Annotated in this window: 22 protein-coding genes; 8 read left to right on the forward strand and 14 right to left on the reverse strand. The window is 71.0% G+C overall.

Features of this window, described 5'->3' with window-relative positions; genetic code table 11:
• The first annotated feature begins 4 nt into the window (after positions 1-4).
• Both QMG73_RS33105 and bioD read left to right on the forward strand, forming a co-directional pair.
• Positions 5-1141, forward strand: coding sequence for an 8-amino-7-oxononanoate synthase (locus QMG73_RS33105; protein ID WP_281902313.1), 1137 nt, complete (start codon positions 5-7; stop codon positions 1139-1141).
• Positions 1138-1866: a dethiobiotin synthase gene (gene bioD / locus QMG73_RS33110; protein ID WP_407676891.1), complete on the forward strand. Its 729-nt coding sequence runs from the start codon at positions 1138-1140 to the stop codon at positions 1864-1866. Before QMG73_RS33105 ends, bioD begins: the two co-directional genes overlap by 4 nt.
• A gap of 268 nt (positions 1867-2134) precedes the next feature.
• On the opposite strand, the gene QMG73_RS33115 is transcribed toward bioD, so the two are convergent.
• Positions 2135-3325 (reverse strand): cytochrome P450, encoded by a 1191-nt coding sequence (locus tag QMG73_RS33115; protein ID WP_281902362.1) that lies wholly within the window; start codon positions 3323-3325, stop codon positions 2135-2137.
• Positions 3326-3384: 59 nt separating this feature from the next.
• Positions 3385-4095, reverse strand: coding sequence for a class I SAM-dependent methyltransferase (locus QMG73_RS33120; RefSeq protein ID WP_281902316.1), 711 nt, complete (start codon positions 4093-4095; stop codon positions 3385-3387).
• A 128-nt stretch (positions 4096-4223) separates the two neighbouring features.
• On the opposite strand from QMG73_RS33120, the gene QMG73_RS33125 reads away from it, so the two are divergent.
• Together QMG73_RS33125 and QMG73_RS33130 are read left to right on the forward strand one after the other, a co-directional pair.
• Entirely contained in the window at positions 4224-5378 is a 1155-nt protein-coding gene (locus tag QMG73_RS33125; protein WP_281902318.1) for a Glu/Leu/Phe/Val dehydrogenase dimerization domain-containing protein, read from the forward strand.
• Between the two features lie 31 nt (positions 5379-5409).
• A complete protein-coding gene (locus QMG73_RS33130) occupies positions 5410-8502 on the forward strand; it encodes a rhamnogalacturonan lyase family protein (RefSeq protein ID WP_281902320.1) in 3093 nt (1030 codons plus the stop codon).
• 120 nt (positions 8503-8622) lie between these two features.
• On the opposite strand, the gene QMG73_RS33135 is transcribed toward QMG73_RS33130, so the two are convergent.
• Genes QMG73_RS33135 through QMG73_RS33155 form a run of 5 tightly spaced genes read right to left on the reverse strand, consistent with a single transcriptional unit; the run spans position 8623 to position 14724 of the window.
• The gene (locus tag QMG73_RS33135; protein WP_281902322.1) at positions 8623-10050 is read right to left on the reverse strand and encodes a rhamnulokinase; all 1428 of its coding nucleotides are present in this window, start codon (positions 10048-10050) and stop codon (positions 8623-8625) included.
• Complete coding sequence (locus QMG73_RS33140; protein ID WP_281902325.1) at positions 10047-12077, reverse strand: bifunctional aldolase/short-chain dehydrogenase; 2031 nt, start codon at positions 12075-12077, stop codon at positions 10047-10049. The genes QMG73_RS33135 and QMG73_RS33140 overlap by 4 nt, the downstream gene beginning before the upstream one ends.
• Positions 12077-13237, reverse strand: coding sequence for an L-rhamnose isomerase (gene rhaI, locus QMG73_RS33145; protein ID WP_281902327.1), 1161 nt, complete (start codon positions 13235-13237; stop codon positions 12077-12079). Before rhaI ends, QMG73_RS33140 begins: the two co-directional genes overlap by 1 nt.
• Entirely contained in the window at positions 13234-13644 is a 411-nt protein-coding gene (locus tag QMG73_RS33150; RefSeq protein WP_281902330.1) for an L-rhamnose mutarotase, read from the reverse strand. The genes rhaI and QMG73_RS33150 overlap by 4 nt, the downstream gene beginning before the upstream one ends.
• Before the next feature lie 45 nt (positions 13645-13689).
• A complete protein-coding gene (locus tag QMG73_RS33155; protein ID WP_281902332.1) occupies positions 13690-14724 on the reverse strand; it encodes a LacI family DNA-binding transcriptional regulator in 1035 nt (344 codons plus the stop codon).
• Between the two features lie 53 nt (positions 14725-14777).
• Here QMG73_RS33155 and QMG73_RS33160 point away from each other — a divergent pair, with 53 nt between their 5' ends.
• Genes QMG73_RS33160 through QMG73_RS33175 form a run of 4 tightly spaced genes read left to right on the forward strand, consistent with a single transcriptional unit; the run spans position 14778 to position 18609 of the window.
• Positions 14778-15569, forward strand: coding sequence for a DUF6807 domain-containing protein (locus QMG73_RS33160; protein ID WP_281902334.1), 792 nt, complete (start codon positions 14778-14780; stop codon positions 15567-15569).
• 25 nt (positions 15570-15594) lie between these two features.
• Positions 15595-16182 (forward strand): TIGR03086 family metal-binding protein, encoded by a 588-nt coding sequence (locus tag QMG73_RS33165; protein ID WP_281902336.1) that lies wholly within the window; start codon positions 15595-15597, stop codon positions 16180-16182.
• A gap of 22 nt (positions 16183-16204) precedes the next feature.
• Positions 16205-17596: a class II 3-deoxy-7-phosphoheptulonate synthase gene (locus tag QMG73_RS33170; RefSeq protein WP_281902338.1), complete on the forward strand. Its 1392-nt coding sequence runs from the start codon at positions 16205-16207 to the stop codon at positions 17594-17596.
• The gene (locus tag QMG73_RS33175) at positions 17593-18609 is read left to right on the forward strand and encodes a threonine aldolase family protein (RefSeq protein ID WP_281902340.1); all 1017 of its coding nucleotides are present in this window, start codon (positions 17593-17595) and stop codon (positions 18607-18609) included. The genes QMG73_RS33170 and QMG73_RS33175 overlap by 4 nt, the downstream gene beginning before the upstream one ends.
• 7 nt (positions 18610-18616) lie before the next feature.
• Here QMG73_RS33175 and bfr read toward each other — a convergent pair whose 3' ends face one another.
• From bfr to QMG73_RS33210, 7 genes are read right to left on the reverse strand one after another with little or no spacing between them, the layout of a single operon-like run.
• Entirely contained in the window at positions 18617-19099 is a 483-nt protein-coding gene (gene bfr / locus QMG73_RS33180) for a bacterioferritin (protein ID WP_281902342.1), read from the reverse strand.
• A 53-nt stretch (positions 19100-19152) separates the two neighbouring features.
• Entirely contained in the window at positions 19153-19344 is a 192-nt protein-coding gene (locus QMG73_RS33185) for a (2Fe-2S)-binding protein (RefSeq protein ID WP_281902344.1), read from the reverse strand.
• 57 nt (positions 19345-19401) lie between these two features.
• Positions 19402-20256, reverse strand: a complete 855-nt coding sequence (locus tag QMG73_RS33190) for a deoxyribonuclease IV (RefSeq protein WP_281902346.1) — start codon at positions 20254-20256, stop codon at positions 19402-19404.
• Positions 20247-22181 (reverse strand): Stk1 family PASTA domain-containing Ser/Thr kinase, encoded by a 1935-nt coding sequence (pknB, locus tag QMG73_RS33195; RefSeq protein ID WP_281902348.1) that lies wholly within the window; start codon positions 22179-22181, stop codon positions 20247-20249. Before pknB ends, QMG73_RS33190 begins: the two co-directional genes overlap by 10 nt.
• A 46-nt stretch (positions 22182-22227) precedes the next feature.
• A complete protein-coding gene (locus QMG73_RS33200) occupies positions 22228-22548 on the reverse strand; it encodes a lycopene cyclase domain-containing protein (protein WP_281902352.1) in 321 nt (106 codons plus the stop codon).
• Positions 22545-22859, reverse strand: coding sequence for a lycopene cyclase domain-containing protein (locus tag QMG73_RS33205; RefSeq protein ID WP_281902353.1), 315 nt, complete (start codon positions 22857-22859; stop codon positions 22545-22547). Before QMG73_RS33205 ends, QMG73_RS33200 begins: the two co-directional genes overlap by 4 nt.
• 1 nt (position 22860) lies before the next feature.
• Positions 22861-23205 (reverse strand): Rv2175c family DNA-binding protein, encoded by a 345-nt coding sequence (locus QMG73_RS33210; RefSeq protein WP_281902354.1) that lies wholly within the window; start codon positions 23203-23205, stop codon positions 22861-22863.
• Positions 23206-23211: the final 6 nt, after the last annotated feature.

A 23211-nucleotide genomic window follows, 5' to 3' on the forward strand; every position in this document is an offset into this window, starting at 1 on the left:
CGAGATGAACGGCTGGCAGGCGGCGCTGATACGCCGTGCCGAACTGCGCGCGAAGGCCGGCCTGGCGCGCGAGTTGCGCCCGCGCGGCCCGGTGGGCGGCATGGTCGACCTCGCGGGCAACGACTACCTGGGCCTGTCCGGTCACCCCGAGGTGATCGCGGCGGCGCAGCGGGCCTTGACCGAGTACGGCTTGGGCGCGACCGGGTCGCGGCTGGTGCGCGGCTCGACCGACGCGCACCACGAGCTGGAGAAGGAGCTCGCGACCTGGATGGGTGCCGAGGCCGCGCTGGTGTACTCGTCCGGGTACCTCGCCAACCTCGGCGCGGTGCGTGCGCTGGTCCAGCCCCGCACGGTGTTGATCTCCGACGCGCACAACCACGCCTCGCTCATCGACGGTTGCCGCATCTCGGGTGCCGAGACGGTCGTGACGCCGCACGCCGACGTCTCGGCGGTGTCGTCCGCGCTTGCATCCGTGGAGGGCCGCGCCGCCGTCGTCGTCACCGAGTCGATCTTTTCCGTCGACGGCGATCTGGCGCCGCTCGCCACCCTGCACGCGGTCGTCCGGCAGCACGGCGCGCTGCTGCTCGTCGACGACGCGCACGCGCTCGGCGTGCTCGGCCCCGACGGCGCGGGCGGCGTCGCGGCCGCGGGCATCGCCGGGGAGCCGGACGTCATCGTGACGGCCACGCTGTCCAAGTCGCTCGGCGCGGCGGGCGGGGTGGTCGCCGGCCCCGCGGCGCTCGCCCGGCACCTCGTCGACACCGGCCGCACCTTCATCTTCGACACCGCGCCACCACCGGCCGTCGTCGCCGGCGCGCTGTCCGCGCTCCGCCTGGCGCGCTCCGCCGACCCGCTGCGGTCCGAGCTCCGCCAGCGCGCGGATGATGCGGTACGCCGGCTGCGTGCCGCCGGATTCGAGGTGTCCACACCGGACGGCGCCGTCGTCTCCGTGACCGCACCCGGGCCCGAGGAGGCCGTAGCGTGGGCGGCGGCGTGCCGGGAACGCGGCGTGGCCGTAGGCTGCTTCCGTCCGCCATCCACTCCGGACAGTCGAGCCCGGTTGCGCCTCACCCTGAACGCTGGCGTGCCGCGGGTCGACTTCGACAGGGCTCTCGAAGTGATCGTGGAGTGCGCACCATGAGTTCGGAATGGCGCGGTCCGGTGCTGGTGACCGGCACCGACACCGACGTCGGCAAGACCATCGTCACCGCCGCGATCGCCGCCTCGGCACAGGCCGCGGGGCTGCGGGTCGCCGTGCTAAAACCAGGTCAAGCCGGTACCGGTCCGGGCGGGCTGTCCGACATCGACGTCGTCAACCGGCTGGCCGCCCCCGCGACCGCGCGCACCCTGGCCGTGTACCCCGACCCGCTGGCGCCGCTCGCCGCCGCCCGCGTGGCAGAGCTGCCGCCACTGGAGCTGTACACGGTCGTCGACGAGGTGCGCGCCGAGGCCGAAAAGCACGACCTGGTACTGGTCGAGGGCGCCGGCGGCCTGCTCGTGCCGATGGGGTTGCGCCCCTCCGGCTCCCCGTGGACCGTGGCCGACCTGGCCGTAACGCTCGACGCGCAAGCCGTGGTGGTGTCGCGCGCCGGCCTCGGCACGCTCAACCACACCGCCCTGACGCTGGAGGCGCTGGAACGGCGCGGCGTGTCGGCGGGCGTGATACTGGGTGCGTGGCCGCCGGAGCCCGAGCTGGTCCACTGGGAAAACCTGAGCGAGCTGCTCCCCACGATGGTCGGCGCCCTGCCCGACGGGGCAGGCGCGATGGACCCGGGCGTCTTCCAGCGCTCCGCACCGGGCTGGCTCACCCCACCCCTGTACGGCGTCCTCGACGACTGGCGCACCTGGGCCGAGGAAGTCTCCTAACCACCCACCCTCCCGGCTCCCGCGCCGCGCGCTGTCGCGCGGCGCGCCGCGCCGCCTTTTGCCGCCGATCAAGGGCGAATGCACGTGGTTGGATCTCTTTTCCGCGTGCGTTTGCCCTTGGTCGGTGGAGATGTCCTTGATCGGCGAGGCAGATAATCACCGCCGGCACGCTCGGGCCGCCTGCGGTCCGCGGTGGCGGTCGGACCTCGGACGGGGAGGGCGGGCTGTGAGCCTGCGCCCTGCCCGCTGCCCGGCAGTAGCCCACCGATCATGGCCCGTCGCGCGCCGCGTCCGCGGAAGCGGTGATTTGGAAGGTGTCGGGGAGGCGGAAGGAGAGGTTGTCGGGGGTCCAGGGGGCGCGGACGACCCTGGCGCCGCGTAACAGCGGAGCGGTCTCGGTCACCACGACTTCGGACTCCATGCGGGCCAGGTGGGCGCCTACGCAGCGGTGGGCACCGGAGCCGAAGGCGAGGTGGCGGCGGGAGCCGCGTTGGCCGGGGCGGAAGGTGTGGGGATCAGGCACCAATGCCGGGTCGCGGCCGGCTCTCGCTAACCACAGGACGATGCTGGTGCCGCGAGCGACGCAAGTGCCGCCCAGAGTCGTGTCACGAGCGGCCACGCGGCGCCACGTGACGATCGGGGGCTCCAGGCGCAGGCCCTCTTCGACGACGTCGGCGGGGGAGATGGTGCCGGCGGCCAAGCCGTCGAGTATCGCGGGCTCGCCGGTCAGGCGGTGCAAAAGCAGGGTCAAGAACTGAGACGTGGTCTCCTGGCCGGCCACCAGGAGGAAGAAGAGGGCGCCGACGGTCACGTCCAGGCTGCCTGAGTACTCACGCAGGCGCGCCGGCAGTCCCGGGGCGCCGGCGGCGAACTCGCGCAGTACGGCGTGGAACCGCCCCACCGTCTCGGCGAGTGCGAGTTGGCGGTCGAGGTCGACGGGTGCCCAGAAGAGCTCCAAGGCGGCCCGCGCGAACTCCTTCACCACCTCGACCTTGGCGTCGGGCAGGTCGACGAGGCGGGCCAGTACCAGCAGCGGAAGATCGGCCGCCAGGTCGGCGTACACGTCGATGGTCTCGCCCGTGCGGAGCGTGGCCGCGAGCCGGTCGACGCGCTCGCGCACGACGGCCGTCAGCCACGGGCGCTGCGCCTCGACGCGGTGCGGGTGCAGCGCGTCGGCGACGATCGCGCGGATGGCGGGGTGGCTGGGGCCGCCGTTGTTGGCGAGGGTGGGCGGCAGCCGGAAGCCGGATCGGGTGAGCACGCGCAGGGCCGCGACCGGGATGGGCGTGACCGCGTCGAGCGCGTTGTCGGGCCGGTAGGTGCGGGGGTCGGCGAGCACCTCGCGGACCAGCGCGTGCCGGGTGACGACGAGGTGCTCGGTGCCGGTGTGGTCGGCGACGGTCAGAACGTCGGGCCGGTCGGCGGTGTCCAGCCAGGTCCGGAAGAGCACGCCGGTCAGGCTACCGGTGCTGGGCTGAGCCAACTGGCGCTCCCTGCGCTCGCGCGGGTCATGCGCCCTTATGCCTCCCTGTAGCCGCCAGTCGCTCCGGTCGCTGCGCTCCCTCCGCTTGGTGGCGGCTGCGGGAGGCGGCGCATGACCTCCCATACCGTCGTGCGTTTCACAGCCGCGTCTTCGAGGGCGGCGACGACCGGTACCTCATAGACGGCGACCTCCCGCAGGTCGGCCTTCGGCAGGTAGGCGCGGCCGGGGTCGCCCGCCAGCGCGCGGGCTCCGCCCGCTGCGGCCCGGCGCAGGTACGCGAGCATGCGGCCGGCCATCTCGCGGCTGTAGAAGACGTCCCCCGCGAGGATGACGTCGTCGGTGGGTGCGGTGTCGAGCACGTCGGCGAGCGTCGCGGTGATGGTGACACCGTTGGCCGCGGCGTTGACCGCGATGGCGGCGACCGCGAGCGGGTCGATCTCCACTGCGGTGACGTGGGCGGCGCCGGCCTGGGCGGCCGCTATCGCGACCAGCCCGGATCCGGCGGCCAGGTCGAGCACGCGCCGGCCCGCCACGAGGTCCGGGTTGTCCAGCACGTACCGGGCGACAGCCTGCCCGCCGGCCCAGGCGAACGCCCAGAACGGTGGCGGCTGCGGCCCGGCCGCCTCGCCCTCGGTCTCCTCCCACAGGGCGATGGCCTCGTCGGCCTGGTGTAGGTGGATTTCGGGTACGAAGGGGGCGGGTGCGAGACGGGTGTGTTTCCGGATGAACGATTCCGGGTCGGTCACGCGTGGAATCTTATTATTGACCGTTTTGCTGACCGCTGTCCGACTCAATCGGTGAGCGGGTACCGGCACGATCGAACCATCCTGGGGAAGCTCCGTTTGACTGAGTCATCAGTCAGTAAAGAGGCGACATGTCTTTTCTGGAAGTCATCTGGACCGACGACGTCAGCGGTCGACGCGGTTACCTGGTGATAGACCGGCTGGTACGGGGCGCGGCGAGCGGCGGTGTGCGGATGCGCGACGGCTGCACGCTGGACGAGGTACGCGATCTGGCGCGCGCGATGACGTTGAAGGAGGCGGTGGTCTACTCGCCGAAGGACGCGTACGTGCCGTTCGGCGGCGGCAAGGGCGGCATCGACTGCCCGCCGAACGATCCGGACGCGCGGGGCGTCCTCGCCAGGTACGTGGCCGCGATGAAGCCGCTGCTCAAGGAGTACTGGTCGGCAGGGGAGGACCTCGGCGTACGGCAGAGCGTGCTCGAAGAGGTGGCCGCCGAGGCGGGGCTCGATTCGACGATCGAGGCCGCCCTGCGCCTGGTGCCGGAGCCGCGCACCGCGCTGGGCCGGGTGCGCGCCGGCTTCGCCGTACTGGTCGACGGGATCAGCCTGGCCGACCTCGTTGGCGGGTACGGGGTGGCGGAGACCGCGCTCGCCGCCGCGCAGTACGTGGGCCTGCCGCTCCACAATCTACGGGCGATGGTGCAGGGCTTCGGTTCGATGGGCGGGGCCACGGCACGGTTCCTGGTGCGGGCGGGCGTGCCGGTGGTCGGGATCGCCGACGCCGACGGGGTGGTGTGGCACCCGGACGGGCTCGACGTGGAGGCGCTGCTGCGCACGCGTGACGAGTACGGGCGGGTGGACCGGTCGGCGCTGCGCCCCGGTGACCGGCAACTGCCGCGCCACGAGTGGCTGTCTGTCGACGCCGAGATCCTGGTGCCGGCCGCGCTGTCGTACGTGCTCAACGAGTCCAACGTGGACCAGGTGCGCGCGAGTCTCGTGGTGGAGGCGGCGAACGCCCCCACGACAGCCGCCGCCGAGGCGGCGCTCACCGCCCGGGGCGTACCCGTGATCCCGGACTTCGTGGCCAATGTGGCCACGAACGCCTGGTGGTGGTGGACGCTGTTCGGCGACATCCCGCCCACGGCGGACGCGGCGTTCCGGAAGATATCCACGACGCTGCGAGGGCTTGTCGTGGAGATGCTGGAACGCGCGGCGCCGCAGGCCGGAGCGCCCCGCGTAGCCGCACTCGCGATGGCGCGGGAGCGAGCTGCCGCGGCGCGGTCTTGACACCTCCACGAGGTTCTATTTGGATCGTTTCATGAAGCGTGTCGCGGTCGTGGTCACTCTCGTGCTCGGCGCCTCGGCGCTGGCGGCTCCAGCCCAGGCGGCTCCGCTGGATCCCAGTACCGGCCTCAAGTTCGACTTCGGCACGGCGACCAGCCCGCTGGCCGAGGGCTACCTGCGGGTGGCCGACACGATGCTGTACACATCGGAGCGCGGGTACGGGTTCGACAGGCGGCCGGCCGTGCGCGACCGGGGCGCGCCCGACGCGTTGCGCCGCGACTTCACCACCGGGCAGTACTCGTTCGCCGTCGACCTGCCGAACGGCGACTACCACGTGTCGGTGCTGTCCGGCGACCAGATCGCGCCCAACTCCACGACCGTGGCGGCCGAGGGCGTGGTGCGCGGGACGGCCCTGTCACCCACGGCTTCCTTCGCGGTACTGGGCTTCGGCGTGCGCCTCGCCGATGGGCAGCTCAACCTCGACCTCGGGCAGGACGGGCGGGTCAACGCGCTGGAAATCACCCCGTTGGCGGCGCCCGCGGGGCTCCGGTTGGTCTCCCGCACGCCTGTCGAACTCGCGTGGACGCCGACCGGTGCCAGCTACCGGGTGTATCGCGACGGAGTCCTGATCGGGTCGACCACCGAAGCCTCCTATGTGGACACATCGGCCGCGCTCGGTGACACGTATGACTACTCGGTCAGTCAGGTCACCGCCACCGGGCTGGAGTCGGCGGCGAGCGACCCGCTGCGCGTGGCGGTCTACGACGAGACGGTGCCGCCGCCCTCGGCACCGACCGGTGCGAGGCTGGTTGCCGCCACGACCTCGTCGGTGGAGCTGACCTGGCGCTCAGTCCGCGGCGCCGTCGAGTACCAGGTCCACAGGGGAGAGTCCACGGACGGGCCGTTCACCAAGCGGGCCACCGTTTCCAAGCCCGGCTGGACCGACCCGACGCCACCGGCGACCCACTACTTCTACCGGGTGTACGCCGTCGGGGCGGGCGGCCGCTCAGCCGCGTCCGCCACTGTCGCCGCTCCGGTGACCGTGCGCGCCTGGCGGCAAGCGGAACGCCTCGACCGCGGTCTCGTGGCGGTGCCGGCCGACGGTGGCACGCTCGTGAGCTGGCGGCTGCTCGCCTCTGATCCGCAGAGCGTGAGATTCGCCCTGTACCGCGATGGCCGGCGGATCGCGGTGCTCGACGGCACCAACTTCCTCGATCCGGAGCGAGGTGCGAAATATCAGGTCGCGCCGATCGTGGCTGGGCGGGAGCGGGCGCGCACCGCCGCCGTCCAGCCGTGGGCCGCGAACCACCGCGACATCCCGCTCGACCGGCCGGCAGACGGGGTCACCCCGGTCGGCGGCGTCTACACGTACAACGCCAACGACGCCAGCCTCGGCGACCTCGACGGCGACGGGCAGTACGAGATCGTGCTGAAGTGGGATCCGTCGAACTCGAAGGACAACTCGCAGGGCGGGTACACCGGCGAGGTCATCCTCGACGCGTACACACTGGACGGTGAGCGGCTGTGGCGCATCAACCTGGGCCGCAACATCCGCGCCGGCGCGCACTACACCCCGTACCTCGTCTATGACTTCGACGGTGATGGCCGCTCGGATGTCGTGGTCAAGACCGCGGACGGCACCGTCGACGGCAAGGGCACTGTCATCGGCGACCCGACCGTCGACCACCGGACCAGCAACGGTCGCCCCATGGGTGGCACCGAGTTCCTCACCGTCTTCGACGGGCGCACCGGTGCCGCGCTGGCCACGACGGAGTACGTGCCGCAGCGCGGGGACGCCTCGTCGTGGGGTGACTCGTCCGGCAACCGGTCCGACCGGTTCCTCGCCAGCGTCGCGTACCTCGACGGAGTGCGGCCCAGCATCGTCATGGCGCGCGGCTACTACACCCGCAGCGTGCTCGCCGCGTTCGACTGGCGGGACGGTCAGCTTCGCCAGCGGTGGGTCTTCGACAGCGAGGCACCCGGCAACTGGGGGTACTCCGGCCAGGGCAACCACAACATGAGCGTCGGCGACGTCGACGGAGACGGGCGCGACGAGATCACGTACGGCGCGATGGCGGTCGACGACGACGGCACCGGCATCTACACCACGCGCCTCGGCCACGGCGACGCCATGCATCTGTCCGATCTGGACCCGGCACGGCCAGGGCTGGAGGTCTTCGGCGTACACGAGAACACGTCGGCGGCGTACGGCCTGGAGATGCGCGACGCCCGCACTGGTTCGCTGATCTGGGGGCAGCGGACCGGCAAGGACACGGGGCGCGGCACCTCAGCCGACATCGACCCGGCTCACCTTGGCGCCGAGGCGTGGGCGGTCGGTGGCGAGTTCGACAGCTCGACCGGGTGGCTCTACACCGCTGGTGGCCAACTGATCGGCGACCGGATCCCGGCCGCGAACTTCGCCATCTGGTGGGACGGCGACCTCCAGCGGGAGATCCTCGACCACACCTGGGACGCGAACGCGGGGCGCGGAATCGGCACCATCGGCGAATGGGATCCGGCCGCATCGAGTACCACGAACCTGCTCACCGCCACCGGCACACTCAGCAACAACGGCACCAAGGGCAACCCGTCGCTCCAAGCCGACCTGATGGGCGACTGGCGCGAGGAGGTGCTCTGGCGCACCGAAGACAGCAGCGCACTGCGGCTGTACGCGACGGCGGCGCCGACCGAGCACCGGTTCGTCACCCTCATGCAGGACCCGATCTACCGGCTGGGCGTCGCGTGGCAGAACTCCGGGTACAACCAGCCGCCACACACCTCGTACTACCTCGGCGGTGGCATGCCGGCGGCGCCCGCACCCGATGCCCGGACGGGGCCGGCGCTGGCGGCCTCGGCGACGCTGCTGGGCGGGTCGCTCGCGGTGGTCGAGTTGCCGGTGGACGCGGCGCAGGCGGCGGTCGCGACCGTGCGCCTCTTCGCGAACGGCACCCTGCTCGCCCCGCGGCCCGGCCTGCACGCGGCAGTAGGCAACCGCCTGCTGCTGGTTTTCGACCGCGACGCGATCGAGGAGGCCCTACGGGGCTACGACGGCCGCGTCACGCTGACCCTGACCGGCCACCTCCTGGACGGCCGCTCCTTCCAAACCGAGATCAGGGCGTCCCTGTAGTCGTCCTAACGACTTGAGGGACGCCCTGATCACGGGAAAGGGGTGGTGGGGCGCTGCGCCTACCGCACGAAGGCGCAGCGCCCCGGGTCTCCGCGAGCACCCCGAGCCGCGAAGACCCCGTCAGCGTAACCGGCGTTCGGCCGCGCGCCACGCGGCCTCCACTCCTGGCTTTGCCTGGAAGACATCGATTTTCTGGGTACGGCGCAGCAGCGCGCGCAGCTCGCCGAGCCCGCCGCTCACCACGCCGAGCGCCCTGGCCTGCACGAGCGCGTTGCCGAGGGCGGTCGCCTCGACGGGGCCGGCGACCACGGGGAGGCCGCAGGCGTCGGCGGTGAGCTGGCACAGCAGCGCGTTCCGGGCGCCGCCGCCGACGATGTGCACCGCGTCGACTGAGTGGCCGCTCAGCTCCTGAGCCTGGTGGACGGCGCGGCGGTGTGCGAGCGCCAGGCTGTCCAGGATGCAGCGCGTGAACTCGGCGGGGGAGCCGGGCACGGGCTGGCCGGTGGCGGCGCAGGCGGCGGCGATCCGGGCGGGCATGTCGCCGGGCGGTAGGAAGGCCGGGTCGTCGACGTCGACGATGACACGGAGCGGCGGCAACTCGGCTGCCTCCCCGAGGAGGGTGGGCAGGTCGGCACCGGGCCAGGCGCGCAGGCATTCCTGGAGCGGCCACAACCCCATCACGTTCCGCAGGTACCGCACGGTGCCGTCGACGCCCGCTTCGTTGGTGAAGTTGGCCTCGCGGCTGGCTGGGCTGAGCACCGGCTCAGGCAGTTCCACGCCGACGAGCGACCAGGTGCCGCAGGAGATGTACGCGAACCGGTCGCCGTCGGCCGGTACCGCCACGATGGCCGACGCGGTGTCGTGCGAGCCGACCGCGGTCACCGGCACCGGGCGGTCGAGCACCTCCGGGACCAGCGTGCCGGCAGGGTCGCCGGGCCGCCGCAGGTCACCGAAGAGCCGCGCGGGCAGGCCCGCGCGGGCGATCAGATCGGAGGACCATTCCCGGGTACGCACATCGAGCAACTGGGTCGTGGAGGCGTTGGTGACCTCGGTACCCGCGACACCCGTCAGCCAGTACGAGATAAGGTCCGGCATGAGGAGCAGGCGTTCCGCGCCCTCCAACGACCCGGCCGCCACGAGCTGAAACAGCGTGTTGAACGGCAGCAGTTGCAGCCCGGTCGTCTCGTACAGCGACTCGGCGCCCAGCTTTCCGACCACTGTGGACATCACGCCGTCGGTGCGGGAGTCGCGGTAGTGCACCGGGTTGCCGAGCAGCGCGCCATCGCGGTCGAGCAGGCCGTAGTCGACCGCCCACGAGTCGATGCCGACGCTGGCCAGGTCGGGCCGCCGGGCCGCGGCGGCCCGCAGCCCGGCCACGATCTCGCTGTAGAGCCGCAGCGCGTCCCAGTGCAGCCGGCCGAGCAGGCTGACCGGGCCGTTGTCGAACCGGTGCACCTCGTCGAGCGTCACCGCGTCGGGCGAGACGCTGGCGACCATCACCCGCCCGCTCGACGCACCGAGGTCGACCGCCGCGACCGGTGTGCTCATCGCAGGAATGCCGCGGCCACGCCGGCGTCGACCGGCACGTGCAGCCCGGTCGTGTGTGACAGCTCGCCGGCCGTCAGCACGAACACCGCGTTCGCCACGTGCTCGGGCAGGACCTCCCGCTTCAGCAGCGTGCGCTTGGCGTAGTACGCGCCGAGTTCCTCCTCCGGTACGCCATAAACGGCCGCCCGCTTCGCGCCCCAACCGCCCGCGAAGATGCCCGAGCCCCGCACCACGCCGTCGGGGTTGACGCCGTTGACCCGGATGCCATGCTCGCCGAGTTCGGCGGCGAGCAGGCGTACCTGATGGGCCTGATCCGCTTTGGCGGCGCCGTAGGCGACGTTGTTGGGGCCGGCGAACACCGAGTTCTTGCTGGAGATGTAGACGATGTCGCCGCCCATGCCCTGCGCCACCATCGCGCGCGCGGCCTCCCGCGCTACCAGGAAGGATCCGCGAGCCATCACGTCGTGCTGGAGGTCCCAGTCGGCCTCGGTGGTGTCCAGCAGCGGCTTGGAGATGGACAGGCCGGCGTTGTTGACGACCAGGTCGACGCCGCCGAACGCGAGCGCGGTCGCGTCGATCGCCGCCCGTACGGCCGCCTCGTCGGTAACGTCCACAGTGCACGGTACGGCCACGTCGGCGCCGCCGATCTCGGCCGCCACAGCAGCCGCCGAGGAGGCGTCGCGGTCGGCGATGACCACGCAGGCGCCCTCGGCGGCCAGCCGGAGCGCGATGGCCCGCCCGATCCCCGAGCCGGCGCCGGTGACCAGCGCGACCCGCGTGGCGAGCGGCTTCGGCTTGGGCATGCGGCGCAGCTTGGCCTCTTCGAGCTCCCAGTACTCGATGCGGAACTTCTCCGACTCGTCGATCGGCGCGTAGCTGGAGATGGCCTCGGCGCCGCGCATCACGTTGATGGCGTTGACGTAGAACTCGCCGGCCACCCGGGCGGTCTGCTTGTTGGCCCCGAACGAGAACATCCCGACGCCCGGCACGAGCACGATCGCCGGGTCGGCACCGCGCATAGGCGGCGAGTCGGGGGTGGCGAACCGGTCGTAGTACGCGCGGTAGGCGTCGCGGTAGGCGGCGTGCAGCTCCTTCAGCCGGGCCACCGTCTCGTCGAGCGGCGCGGTGGGCGGCAGGTCGAGCACCAGCGGGCGGACCTTGGTGCGCAGGAAGTGGTCCGGGCACGAGGTGCCGAGCGCGGCGAGCCGCGGGTGCTCCGCGCGGGACACGAAGTCGAGAACCGCGTCGCTGTCGGTGAAGTGGCCGACCTGCGGCCGGTCGGTGGAGGCCAGACCACGGATCACCGGGGCCAGCGAAGCGGCGCGTTCGCGCCGCTCGGCTTCCGGGAGGGCTGTGTACGCCTCGACAACCGGCCCGAACGGCTCGGTGCGCCCGCGTTCGTCGATGAACGCCTGCGCGGCACGGATGATCTCCAGCGAGTTGGCCTCGCACTCCTCGCTCGTGGCGCCCCACGCGGTGATGCCGTGCCCGCCGAGGATCACACCGATCGCGCGCGGGTTGGCGGCCTTGACGGCGGCGATGTCGAGCCCGAGCTGGAAACCGGGCCGGCGCCACGGCACCCACACGACGCGGTCGCCGAAGCACTCCTTGGTCAGGGCTTCACCGTCGAGAGCGGTGGCGAACGCGATGCCCGCGTCGGGGTGCAGGTGGTCGACGTGCGCGGCGTCGACAAGGCCGTGCATGGCCGTGTCGATCGACGGCGCCGCCCCGCCCCGCCCGTGCAGGCAGTAGTCGAAGGCGGCCACCATCTCGTCTTCACGCTCGATACCGGGGTACACGTCGACGAGCGCGCGGAGCCGGTCGAGGCGCAGCACGGCCAACCCGGCGGGTGTGAGCGTGCCCAGGTCGCCGCCGGAACCCTTGACCCACAACAGGTCGACGGGCTGGCCCGTCACCGGGTCCACATCGGACCCCTTGGCGGAGGTGTTGCCGCCGGCGTAGTTGGTGTTGCGGGGATCGGCGCCGAGCCGGTTGGAGCGGGCGATCAGTTCTTCGGACGTGGACATCAGGCACCCCACCCGGCCTGCTGGCCGCCGACCCGCTCGGCCACGATCTTGTCGGCGTAACCCGATCGGGCGTACGCCGCCATCGGGTTGGGGTCCAGGCCCATCTCGGCGCGCACCTCGGCGAGCAGCGGCCGCACGTCCGTGTTGTACGCGTCCATCAGCACCGCGTTGGCGCCCAGTACGTCACCGTTCTGCTGCGCGGCGTCTAGCGCGGCTGTGTCGACGATCAGCGCCTTGGCGGTCGCCTCCTGCACGTTCATCACCGAGCGGATCTGGCCCGGGATCTTCGGCTCGATGTTGTGGCACTGGTCGAGCATGAAGTTGATGCCCGAGTCGTTTCGCAGCGCGTCGGCCTGCACGATCTCGTGCATGATCCGGAACAGCTGGAACGGGTCGGCCGCGCCCACCATCAGGTCGTCGTCGGCGTAGAAGCGGGAGTTGAAGTCGAACGCGCCCAGCTTCCCCTCGCGGAGCAGGAACGCCACGATGAACTCGATGTTGGTACCCGGAGCGTGGTGGCCGGTGTCGATGACCACCTGCGCCTTGGGGCCGAGCCGCAGGCAGTGCGCGTACGCCGTGCCCCAGTCCGGCACGTCCATGGTGTAGAAGGCGGGCTCGAAGAGTTTGTACTCCAGCAGCATGCGCTGGGATTCGCCCAACCGGTCGTAAACGGCGCTGAGTGCCTCGGCGAGGCGGTCCTGGCGGGCCCGGATCGAGTCCTGCCCCGGGTAGTTGGTGCCGTCGGAGAACCACAGCTTCACGTCGCGCGACCCGGTGGCGTCCATGATGTCGACGCACTCCAGCAGGTGGTCGAGCGCCTTGCGCCGGATCCGGGCGTCCGGGTTCGTCACGCTGCCGAGCATGTAGTCGTCGTCCTGGAAGACGTTGGCGTTGATGCCGCCGATCCGCACCCCCAGGTCACCCGCGTACTTGGCCAGCGCCTCGTAGTCGTCGACCTTGTCCCACGGGATGTGCAGCGACACGATCGGGGAGATGCCGGTGTACTTGTGCACCTGCGCGGCGTCGGCGATCTTCTCCTGCGGGTTGCGCGGCACGCCCCGTTGGGCGAACACCTTGAACCTGGTGCCCGAGTTCCCGTACGCCCACGAGGGCACCTCGATCTGCTGGGCACGCAGGGCCGCCCGTACGTGGTCGGTCATTGAAGGGCCTCCGTGTGCGGGGGTTGGGGGGTGGGGAGTGATGAGGCAAGCTGGGCGTCAAGATTGAAGATCTCTTCGAGGACGACGAAGCCCTCGTCGGGCCGCCGCCCATCGAGGTTTTCGAAGAAGGGCGCCATCTCCGCCTGCCAGCGCGCGTTGACCTCCGCGCGCTCCATGCCGGCGAGCGAGGCGGCCAGGTCATCGGTCATGAAGTACCCGACCAGGAGGCCGTCGTCGTGCAGGAAGAGGGAGTAGTCGTGCCAGCCGGTGTCGCGCAGGGCGGCGAGCATCTCGGGCCAGACGGCAGCGTGCCGCTCCCGGTACTCCGCCAGCCGGTCCGGCTTGACCCGCAAGATGAAGCAGACGCGCCGCATGCCGCCTCCGAGAGCGGTTGTGAACCGTTTCAACGGTTATAACATAGGAGCGTTGCGGTGAGCGTGTCAAGAATTGAGTCAGCCGCCGCTACGGACGAACTGGCTTGATTCGCGCACGACCAGCTCCGGCTCGAAGATCACTTGCTGGTGGCGGTGGATGTCTGGGCTGTTGGCCTCTTCGAGCAGAAGGGTCGCGGCGGTCTGCCCGAGGCGCTGCCGTGGCTGGCGTACCGACGACAGCGGCACCGCCGCGGCGGCCGCGAAGTCGATGTCGTCGTATCCGACCAGCGCGATGTCGTCTGGCACCCGTACCCTCTGGCGGGTCAGGCCCTGGAGCACGCCGAGGGCCAGCAGGTCGTTGGCGCAGAAGACCGCCGTGGCGCGCGTGGAGCGCGGCATGCCGAGGATGCGGGCGGCGGCGTCGCGGCCGGCGGCGACCGTGGTGCCGGGGGTGTCGAACCGGCGCAGCACCTCCGGGGCGAGGTCGGCCGCGGCGATCGCCCGCATCGCGCCATCGTGCCGGTCGCGCACCTGCTCCAACCGGTGCGGGCCACCGACGAACGCGATGCGCCGGTGCCCGTTTTCGATCAGGTGCCGCATGGCCAGCTCGCCGCCCAGCCGGTCGTCGACCGATACCGAGCACAGGTCGGGGCGCGGCGAGCGGCGGTCGAGAAGCACCACCAGCACGCCTCGATCGCGCAGCCGGACCAGGCGGGTGTTGGCGTCGTCGATCGGCGTGATGAGCACACCCTGGACCCGCTGCTCTTCCAGCAGGTCGAGATACGCACTTTCCTTGTTGGGGTCGCCGTCACTGTTGCAGAAGATGACCGCCATGCCGGCCGCGCCGGTGGTGTCTTCGACGCCCTTGGCCACGTCGGTGAAGAACGGGTTGGACACGTCGAGCACGACCAGACCGAGCGTGCGGCCCCGGCCACGGCGCAGCTGCCGTGCGGCGTCGTTGGGCACGAAACCAAGCTCGCTGATCGCGGCGAGCACGCGCGAGCGGGTGGTGGGCGCCACGATGTCGGGGCGGTTGAGCACATTGGACACCGTGCCCACTGAAACGCCCGCGTGGTTTGCCACATCGCGGATGCTCACCGCTGGTCCTGGCACCGCCACCACCTTCCGAAAGCTGCAGCGTACCTGAGCCCCAGTACGCTGTCCGGATGACTGAGCTGCTGGTAGCCGGACAGACGGTGGCCGAGTACGTGCTGGAGCCTGACATCGACCCGAAGCTGTCGCCCCGGCCGTACCTGCACCCCGTCCGGACGCTCGGCGGTGTGACGGTCACCGACGTCTTTCCCGAAGACCACCGCTGGCACCTCGGCGCCGGCCTCGCCGTGCAGGACGTGTCGGGCACCAACATCTGGGGTGGCCGCACCTACGTGCGGGACGCCGGATACACGTGGCTCGAAGACCACGGGCGCATGGTGCACGACGGCTGGATCGAGCGCACCGATTCGAAGCTGGCGCACCGGTTGCGGTGGCTCGACCCGGCCGGCGAGACGCTGCTGAACGAGGAGCGCGTCATCGAGGCGGCGCCCGCCCCGCAGGGCTGGACGTTGGATTTCGGGTTCACGCTCACGGCGCCGGAAGGGCGCGACATCGCGCTCGGCAGCCCAGCCACCAATGGGCGCCCCGGAAACGCGGGCTATGGCGGTTTCTTCTGGCGGCTTCCGCTCGGCACGCCTGAGGTTTTCACGGCCACAGTGGACGGCGAGGAAAAGACACACGGCAGCGTCGAGCCATGGGTGGGTGTGCGGGGCTCCCAGTACACGCTGGTCTTTTCCGGAATCGCGGACGACGACCACTGGTTCGTCCGGGTGAGCGGCTACCCGGGCGTCTGCGCGGCGCTCGCGTGGGATCGGCCGCTGGTCGTCCCGGCGGGGACGACCCTGCGGCGCCGGTACCGCGTGCTGGTCGCGGACGGCGTTCTGGAGCCTGAAACCATTCAATGAACGGTCGCGGGTGAACAATCTGCGTATGGAACTGCTGGAGGTCTACCGGCGCAGCGTCGCGGAGTTCACGGGCCGGGTGTCGCAGGTCCGCGACGATCAATGGAAGGCGCCCACCCCCTGTGACGACTGGGACGTGCGCACGCTGGTCAATCACGTCGTGTACGAGGACCGGTGGGCGTCGCCGCTCTTCCAGGGCGCGACCATCGCCGAGGTCGGCGACCGCTACGAAGGTGACGTGCTCGGCGCCGACCCCGCCGGCAACGCTCGGGAGGCGGGCGACGATTCGGTACGCGAACTCGCCGCGCCCGGCGCCCTGGACCGGACCGTGCACCTGTCGTACGGCGACACGCCGATCGCGGAGTACGTCAACCAGCTCATCGCCGAGCACGTCGTGCACGGGTGGGACCTGGCCGTGGCGATCGGCGCCGACACCCGCATGGACGCCGACGTGGTGCGCGCGTGCGCGCAGTGGTTCGCCGGCCAGGAGCAGATGTACCGCGAAGCCGGCATGATCGCCCCGCGGGTCGAGTCGGGGAGCGCGCCGGGGGAGCTTGAGCGGTTGGTGGCCGCCTTCGGCCGCGATCCCGACTGGGGGCAGCCAGCGAAGAGCTAGGTGGGGGACCTAAGCTTTCTGCATGCGCCAGGAGTGGCACCAGGTTCGTAATCCGGGGCTCGAGATCGGCCGGCCCACCGACGACTCCGCCGAGGTCAGGGCCTTTGGGCTCGACAATTGGCGAGAGCTCCCGCGCGCCCAGACGCCGCCGTGGCCGGATCCGGCGGTCGTCGGTGAGGTGTGCGCCGTTCTCGACAGCGTGCCGCCCGTCGTGGCGCCCTACGAGGTCGACCGGCTGCGGGAGCGGCTGGCGCTCGTGTGCGCGGGCGAGGCGTTCCTGCTGCAGGGCGGCGACTGCGCCGAGACGTTCGCCGACAACACCGACAGCCACCTGTCGGCAAACGCGCGCACGCTGCTGCAGATGGCGGTCGTGCTGACCTACGGCGCGTCGCTGCCGGTGGTCAAGGTCGCCCGGGTCGCCGGGCAGTACACGAAGCCGCGCTCGTCGCCGACCGACTCGCTGGGGCTGCCGGCGTACCGCGGCGACATGATCAACTCGCTCGACGCCACGCCCGAGGCGCGGGTGGCCGACCCGCAGCGCATGATCCGGGCGTACGCGAACTCGGCGGCCGCGATGAACATGCTCCGGGCGTACCTGGGCGGTGGCCTCGCCGACCTGCACGCCGTCCACGACTGGAACAAGGATTTCGTCCGGCGGTCGGCGGCCGGCGAGCGATACGAGGCGATCGCCCGCGAGATCGACCGGGCGCTCGCGTTCATCCAGGCGTGCGGCATGCAGGACGAAGAGGCCCTGCGCACGGTCACGCTGTACTGCTCGCACGAGGCGCTGGCACTGGAGTACGACCGGGCGCTGACGCGGGTGGCGGGCGGCCGGGCGTACGGACTGTCCGGGCACTTCCTGTGGGTGGGCGAGCGCACCCGGCAGATCGACGGGGCGCACATCGACTTCATCTCGCGGATCGCCAACCCGATCGGCGTCAAGCTCGGCCCCACGACCACGCCCGAGCAGGCCATCGAGCTGTGCGAGAAGCTGAACCCGGAAAACGTGCCGGGCCGGCTCACACTTGTCGCGCGGATGGGCAACCACAAGGTGCGCGACTCGTTGCCGCCGATCGTGGAGAAGGTGCACGCCAGCGGCGCCAAGGTGGTCTGGCAGTGCGACCCCATGCACGGCAACACGATCGAGTCGTCGAACGGGTACAAGACGCGGCACTTCGACCGGATCGTCGACGAGGTGCTCGGGTACTTCGAGGTGCACCGCAACCTGGGCACGCACCCCGGTGGCATGCACATCGAGCTGACCGGTGAAGACGTCACCGAGTGCCTCGGCGGGGCGCAGGCGATCGAAGACGTGCACCTGCCCGACCGGTACGAGACGGCGTGTGACCCGCGGCTCAACACCCAGCAGTCGCTGGAGCTGGCGTTCCTGGTCGCGGAGATGCTCCGGGGATGATCGATCTCCGGTCAGACACGGTCACCCGGCCGACCCCTGGCATGCGGCAGGCGATCGCCGAGGCCGAGGTCGGCGACGACGTGTACGGCGAGGACCCGACCGTCAACGCGCTCGAAGCCGAGGTGGCGGCGCTGTTCGGGCACGAGGCGGCGCTGTTCACACCCACCGGCTCGATGGCCAACCAGATCGCCCTCCAGCTCGTGACCCCGCGCGGCACCGAGCTGCTGTGCGACGCCGACGCGCACGTGGTGACGTACGAGACCGGAGCGGCCGCCGCGCTGGGCGGGATCTCGACGCGCACCTGGCCGGCGGTCGGTGCCACGATCGACGCCGAGCAGGTGGCCGCGATGGTGCGGCCCGATGGGTACCACGCGGTGCCCACCACGGCGATCGCGGTCGAGCAGACCCACAACCGGGGCGGTGGCGGGGTGATCCCGCTGGCCACGCTCCGCGAGCTGCGCCGGATCGCCGACGACGCCGGGCTGCGGCTGCACTGCGACGGCGCCCGGATCTGGCACGCGCACGTGGCCGACGGGGTGGCGCTGGCGGAGTACGGTGCGCTCTTCGACACGCTGTCGGTGTGCCTGTCCAAGGGGCTCGGCGCACCGGTCGGATCACTGGTGATCAGCACGTCGGAGCGGATCGCGGCCGGGCGGGTCATCCGCAAGCGGCTCGGCGGCGGCATGCGGCAGGCCGGTGTGCTGGCGGCGGCGGGCCGGTACGCGCTGAAGCATCACCTGGGGCGGCTCGCCGACGACCACGCTCGGGCGGCGCGGCTCGCTGAGGCGCTGGCCCCGTTCGGAGTGGTCGCCGGGGCGGTGCGCACCAACATCGTGCCGCTCGACCTCACGAAGGCGCCTTACGACGCGCCCACCATCGCGGCCGCGGCCCGGAAGGAAGGCGTACTCGTATCAGTGCTCGGGCCACGAACCGCGCGCCTGGTCACGCACCTCGACCTCGACGACGCCGCTCTCGATCGTGCGACCGAGGTCCTTACCCGCGTCCTCTCGTGATCAGGAGCTAGCCGGCCTCGGGGTGTTCGGTGACGTTTTGGAGGTACAGCGCCTCGCCCAGCTTTTCGATCAGGGCGAGCTGAGTCTCCAGGTAGTCGATGTGGTGCTCCTCGTCGGCGAGAATGTCCTCGAAGATCCGGGCCGACGTGATGTCGCCGATCGAGCGCATGTACTCGGCGCCGCGACGGAGCCGCTCGACCGCTTCCTCTTCGATCTTCATGTCGCACTCGAACTGCTCTTTGACGGTCTCGCCGATGCGAAGCGCGAAGAGCTTCTGGTAGTTCGGCAGGCCCTCGAGGAAGAGGATGCGGTCGGTCAGCACCTCGGCGTGGCGCATCTCGTCGATCGACTCGTGCTTGGTGTGCTTTGCGAGCTTGGTGTAGCCCCAGTTTTCCTGCATCTTGCCGTGCAGGAAGTACTGGTTGATCGCGGTCAGCTCAGCCGTGAGCTGCTCGTTGAGAAATTCGATGACGCGAGCGTCGCCTTGCATGCCGAAGACCCCCACATGAGTACGTGTGGGGGTGAGCCTACGCCCTGAGCTGGTCAGGCAGCCATCGGTAGCAGCGTGTCGGCGGCGTTCTCCTCGTCGATCAGGTCACAGATGCGGTCCAGGCAGGTGCCACAGCCGGTGCCGGCGCCGCACGCGTCGCCGACGGACTCCTCGCTACGCGCGCCGCAGCGGATCGCGGTGCGAACTTCGCCCTCGCGAACCCGAGCGCAGATGCAGACGTACATGAGGAAGCCCTTACTGTGGTTAGCCTGGCCTGAGTAAGGGTGCCCTAAAGGCGCGGGTCAGCGCAAGCGCTTCAGCAATGTGATGTCGGCATCGTGCCCGACAAAACCCTCGGTGGGCGTTTCCACCACCACCGGCACGCCATCGGTGGCCGGATGCGTCATGAGCTCGGCAAACGCGGCTTCGCCGATCATGCCCTTGCCGACGGTCTCGTGCCGGTCGCGGGTGGAGCCGCAGGCGTCGCGGGAGTCGTTGGCGTGTACCAGCCCGAGCCGGTCCGGGCCGACGGCGGCCACCAGCGCCTCCAGCGTCGCCGACATGCCGCCCGGTACCGCGAGATCATGGCCGGCCGCCCAGGCGTGGCACGTGTCCAGGCACACGCCCAGAAAGGGGTGCCAGTCGACGGCTTCCAGGTACGGCGTCAGCTGCTCGACACGCGCGGCGAGTGATCGGCCGCCGCCCGCGCTGGGCTCGACGAGCAGCTTCGGGCCGCCGCTGGCGGCGGACTTGTCGAGAAGCGGCAGCAGCGCCTCGCGCACCTGGCGCAGCGCGGCCGTCGCGTGCCCCTCGTCCACCGCGCTGCCGGCGTGGTACACGACCCCCGAGGCGCCGAGCACCGCTCCACGGTCCAGGGCGTGCGCCAGCGTCGCCGTCGACCTCTCCACCGTCGCCGGTGTCGGCGAGCCGAGGTTGACCAGCAGCGACGCGTGGATGTACACGGGCAGGTCACGCTCGGCGCAGCCCGCGATGAACGCCTCGTCCTGCGCCGGGTCGCCGGGAGACAGCGCCCAGCCGCGCGGGTTCGACACGAAGATCTGCGCGACCTCGGAGCCGGCTCCGTCGACGTACGGCAGCGCCGCCTTCGCCAGACCGCCAGCCGTGGGAGTGTGCGAGCCGACCCGTCTCAGAAGCATCCCAGTACGACTTCGGTGCCGGGTGCGACCTGGTTGTTTTCCCCCGGGTTCTGGAACCGGACGACGCCGTTCGGGTTGCCCTCGATGCGCGAGTTGAGCTGCTGCTGCTGGAGCACCTGCTGCGCCTGCGGGCAGGGCAGGTCGACCACGCGCGGCACGATGATCGCGGGCGGGCCCTTGCTGACCTCGAGCTTGATCTCGGCGTTGCGCTCGACACCCGCGCCGTCGGTCGGGCTCTGCGCGATCACCTCGTCCTTCCCGCGATCCGAGTCCTTGTACTGCTCGACGACCGTCAGGCCGAGTTGCTGGAGGATGGTGCGGGCCTCGTTGATGTTCTTACCGATCACGTTCGGCACGGTGATCGGCGCCTTGCCCTTGCTCACCGTCACGGTGACCGTGCTGCCCGCCTTGACCTCGGTGCCCGGTTTCGGGTCGACCGCGATCACGACGCCCTCGGGCAGCGAGTCGTCGAACTTCTTCGGGCCTTCCTTGACCACCAGCTTCGCCTGCTCCAGGTCGACCTTCGCCTGGGTGAGGTCGGTGCCCACCACGTCGGGCACCTTGTAGCGCTCCGGGCCGAGCGAGAGCACCAGCGTGATCGTGCCGCCCTTGACGATCCGGGCGCTGGCCGGCGGGTCTTGCGAGATCACCATGTCCTTGGCGACCTGCTCGTCGTACCTGCCGTCGGCGTACTTGATCGTGAAGCCGCCCCTGACGGCCTGCGCGTCGGCCTCGGCCTTCGCCATGCCAGTGAACTGCGGCGCCACCGTGTAGCGCCCCATGCCGAACCACCAGCCGCCCACCACGGCCAGCAGGCCGAGCGTGACGATCGCGGCCGCGACAGCGGTGCGGCCGCGCTTCTGCGCCATGAGCTGGTCGCGCAGCGCCCGCGCCTTCGCGCCGAAGCCCTGCTGGGTCTCCGCGCGGCGCCGGCCAGGCTTCTGCTCCGGCAGGCGCGTCCACTGCGGGCGCTCGGTGGCCACCGACGAGATCACCTGGGTGGGCGCGGACACCTGGCGGAGGACGGCGGTGCTTGCGTTCGACGAGGTGCCGAGGTCGTCGCGCACCTGCTGCACCTCGGCGAGCAGGGCGCCGGCGTCCGTCGGGCGGGCGCCCGGATCGCGGCGCGTGGCCCGCGCCACCAGATCATCCAGGACCACGGGCAGGCTGGGCACCAGCGCGGACGGCGGCGGCACGTCGCGGTCGACATGCTGCCATGCCACCTGTACCGGCTGGTCGCCGTCGTAAGGCACGCGCCCGGTCAACATCTCGAAGAGCACGATCCCTGCCGAGTACACGTCGGTGCGCGCGTCGGCGTGACCGTTGGTGACCAGCTCCGGTGCCACGTACGCCACGGTGGCCATGAGCTGCCCGGCCTCGTCGTCGGCGCTCGCCTCGACCGCCCTGGCCAGCCCGAAGTCGGCGACCTTGACGACGCTGTCGACCAGGTTGGTCGAGCCGCCGCTCGGTGCCTCGGCGACCAGCACGTTTTCCGGCTTGACGTCGCGGTGCACCAGGCCCGCCCGGTGGGCCGCCGCGATCGCCGAGAGCATCTGCTCCATGATCGCGAGCGCCTCGCCCGGGTTGAGCCGGCCACGCTCGGCGAGCACGTCGCGCAGCGTGCGGCCGCGGACGAACTCCATCACCAGGTACGGCAGGCCGCCGTGGGTGCCCTGGTCGTAAACGGCTACCACGTTCGGGTGAGTGAGACGCGCGATGGTCTTGGCCTCGTCGGTGAAGCGCTCGACGAAGCGGGCCTCGCGTACCTGGGCCGGGTTAATGATCTTGAGGGCGACGGTGCGCTCCAGGCGCTCGTCGACGCCCATGTATACGGTCGCCATGCCGCCACGGGCCACGCGACCGCGGATGCGGTAGCGCCCGTCGACTAGCGTGCCCAAGAGGGTGTCGGCGACCTGTATCTCCATCGGCAGGCAGTCTATGTCTTCCGTCGCCCGTTCGCGCCAGCCACCTCTACCAGCCGCCCTTCCGTGTCCCGGCGGAGCCCGTGGGGCGCAGTCGTGTCCAGATCGAGAGGGTCAGCAGCACCAGCGCGAACCCGAAGAACAGGTCCTCGACGGGCGCGTAGACGATCCGGAGCCCGATGATCGCGTCCGGGTCGTACCGCACGACGTCCCGCCCGGTCAGGATCCCGTTCGACAGGAGCTGGAAGGTCAACACGATCGGGTACGTCGCCCAGAAGACCAGGCGCCGCACGAGCCGGGTACGCAGCACGAACAGGTCGACGACCAGCGCACCGGCGACCCCGAGCAGCGCCGCCACCGTGTACGTCACGGGTCTCGCAGCACCTTGCGTACCGCCTCGAACCCGAGTACGGCGCACACCGGCACCACGACGAAGAACAGCAGCTCGTCGATGGGCAGCCCGCCGGGCAGGACCACACCGGTCGTCTGCTCCGGGTCGAAGGTCCAGTGGCCGGCGGCGATCGCGGCCAGGTCCCACGCCACGAAGATCGCCACCACCGGCAGCAGCGTCAGCAGCAGGCGCCGCCACTGGCGCAGTACTCCCACCCGCAGCACCGGCTCCAGCCACAGCGCGGCGCCGAGGCAGCCGGCGAGGACGGCCAGGTACGTCAGGTGGCGCACGTCAGAATCCGAGCGCCTGCGCGCGCCGTTTCACCTCGGTGGCGCGATGGGTGCCGAGCGCCACGGCCGGTACCCCCGGAAGCGTGTCATCGGCTTCGTACAGCCACCGCAACGCCTCTTCGTCGTTGTACCCAGCGTCGCGCAGCAACGTGAGGACGCCGGGGAGGTGCTTGAGCACGGTGTGGTTGGCCACCAGCTCAGCGGGCACTCGCTTTACGCCGTCGCGACGGACCGCCAGCAGCGTGTGATCCCGGACCATCTGGTTGACCTTGCTGATCGTCAGCTCGAGGCGCTCGGCGACCTCGGGCAGGGTCAGCCAGTCCGTTGGCGGCAAGGGTTCGCTCACCCGCTC

Source organism: Phytohabitans aurantiacus (assembly GCF_027923225.1).
GTDB classification, from domain to species: domain Bacteria; phylum Actinomycetota; class Actinomycetes; order Mycobacteriales; family Micromonosporaceae; genus Phytohabitans; species Phytohabitans aurantiacus.

Bases quoted from the DNA above. Each gene is read 5' to 3' on its own strand.
- QMG73_RS33105 (WP_281902313.1), top strand. From the start codon at position 5: ATGAACGGCTGGCAGGCGGCGCTGATACGCCGTGCCGAACTGCGCGCG.
- bioD (WP_407676891.1), top strand. From the start codon at position 1,138: ATGAGTTCGGAATGGCGCGGTCCGGTGCTGGTGACCGGCACCGACACC.
- QMG73_RS33125 (WP_281902318.1), top strand. From the start codon at position 4,224: ATGTCTTTTCTGGAAGTCATCTGGACCGACGACGTCAGCGGTCGACGC.
- QMG73_RS33130 (WP_281902320.1), top strand. From the start codon at position 5,410: ATGAAGCGTGTCGCGGTCGTGGTCACTCTCGTGCTCGGCGCCTCGGCG.
- QMG73_RS33135 (WP_281902322.1), bottom strand. From the start codon at position 10,050: ATGAGCACACCGGTCGCGGCGGTCGACCTCGGTGCGTCGAGCGGGCGG.
- QMG73_RS33140 (WP_281902325.1), bottom strand. From the start codon at position 12,077: ATGTCCACGTCCGAAGAACTGATCGCCCGCTCCAACCGGCTCGGCGCC.
- rhaI (WP_281902327.1), bottom strand. From the start codon at position 13,237: ATGACCGACCACGTACGGGCGGCCCTGCGTGCCCAGCAGATCGAGGTG.
- QMG73_RS33160 (WP_281902334.1), top strand. From the start codon at position 14,778: ATGACTGAGCTGCTGGTAGCCGGACAGACGGTGGCCGAGTACGTGCTG.
- QMG73_RS33165 (WP_281902336.1), top strand. From the start codon at position 15,595: ATGGAACTGCTGGAGGTCTACCGGCGCAGCGTCGCGGAGTTCACGGGC.
- QMG73_RS33170 (WP_281902338.1), top strand. From the start codon at position 16,205: ATGCGCCAGGAGTGGCACCAGGTTCGTAATCCGGGGCTCGAGATCGGC.
- QMG73_RS33175 (WP_281902340.1), top strand. From the start codon at position 17,593: ATGATCGATCTCCGGTCAGACACGGTCACCCGGCCGACCCCTGGCATG.
- bfr (WP_281902342.1), bottom strand. From the start codon at position 19,099: ATGCAAGGCGACGCTCGCGTCATCGAATTTCTCAACGAGCAGCTCACG.
- QMG73_RS33185 (WP_281902344.1), bottom strand. From the start codon at position 19,344: ATGTACGTCTGCATCTGCGCTCGGGTTCGCGAGGGCGAAGTTCGCACC.
- QMG73_RS33190 (WP_281902346.1), bottom strand. From the start codon at position 20,256: ATGCTTCTGAGACGGGTCGGCTCGCACACTCCCACGGCTGGCGGTCTG.
- pknB (WP_281902348.1), bottom strand. From the start codon at position 22,181: ATGGAGATACAGGTCGCCGACACCCTCTTGGGCACGCTAGTCGACGGG.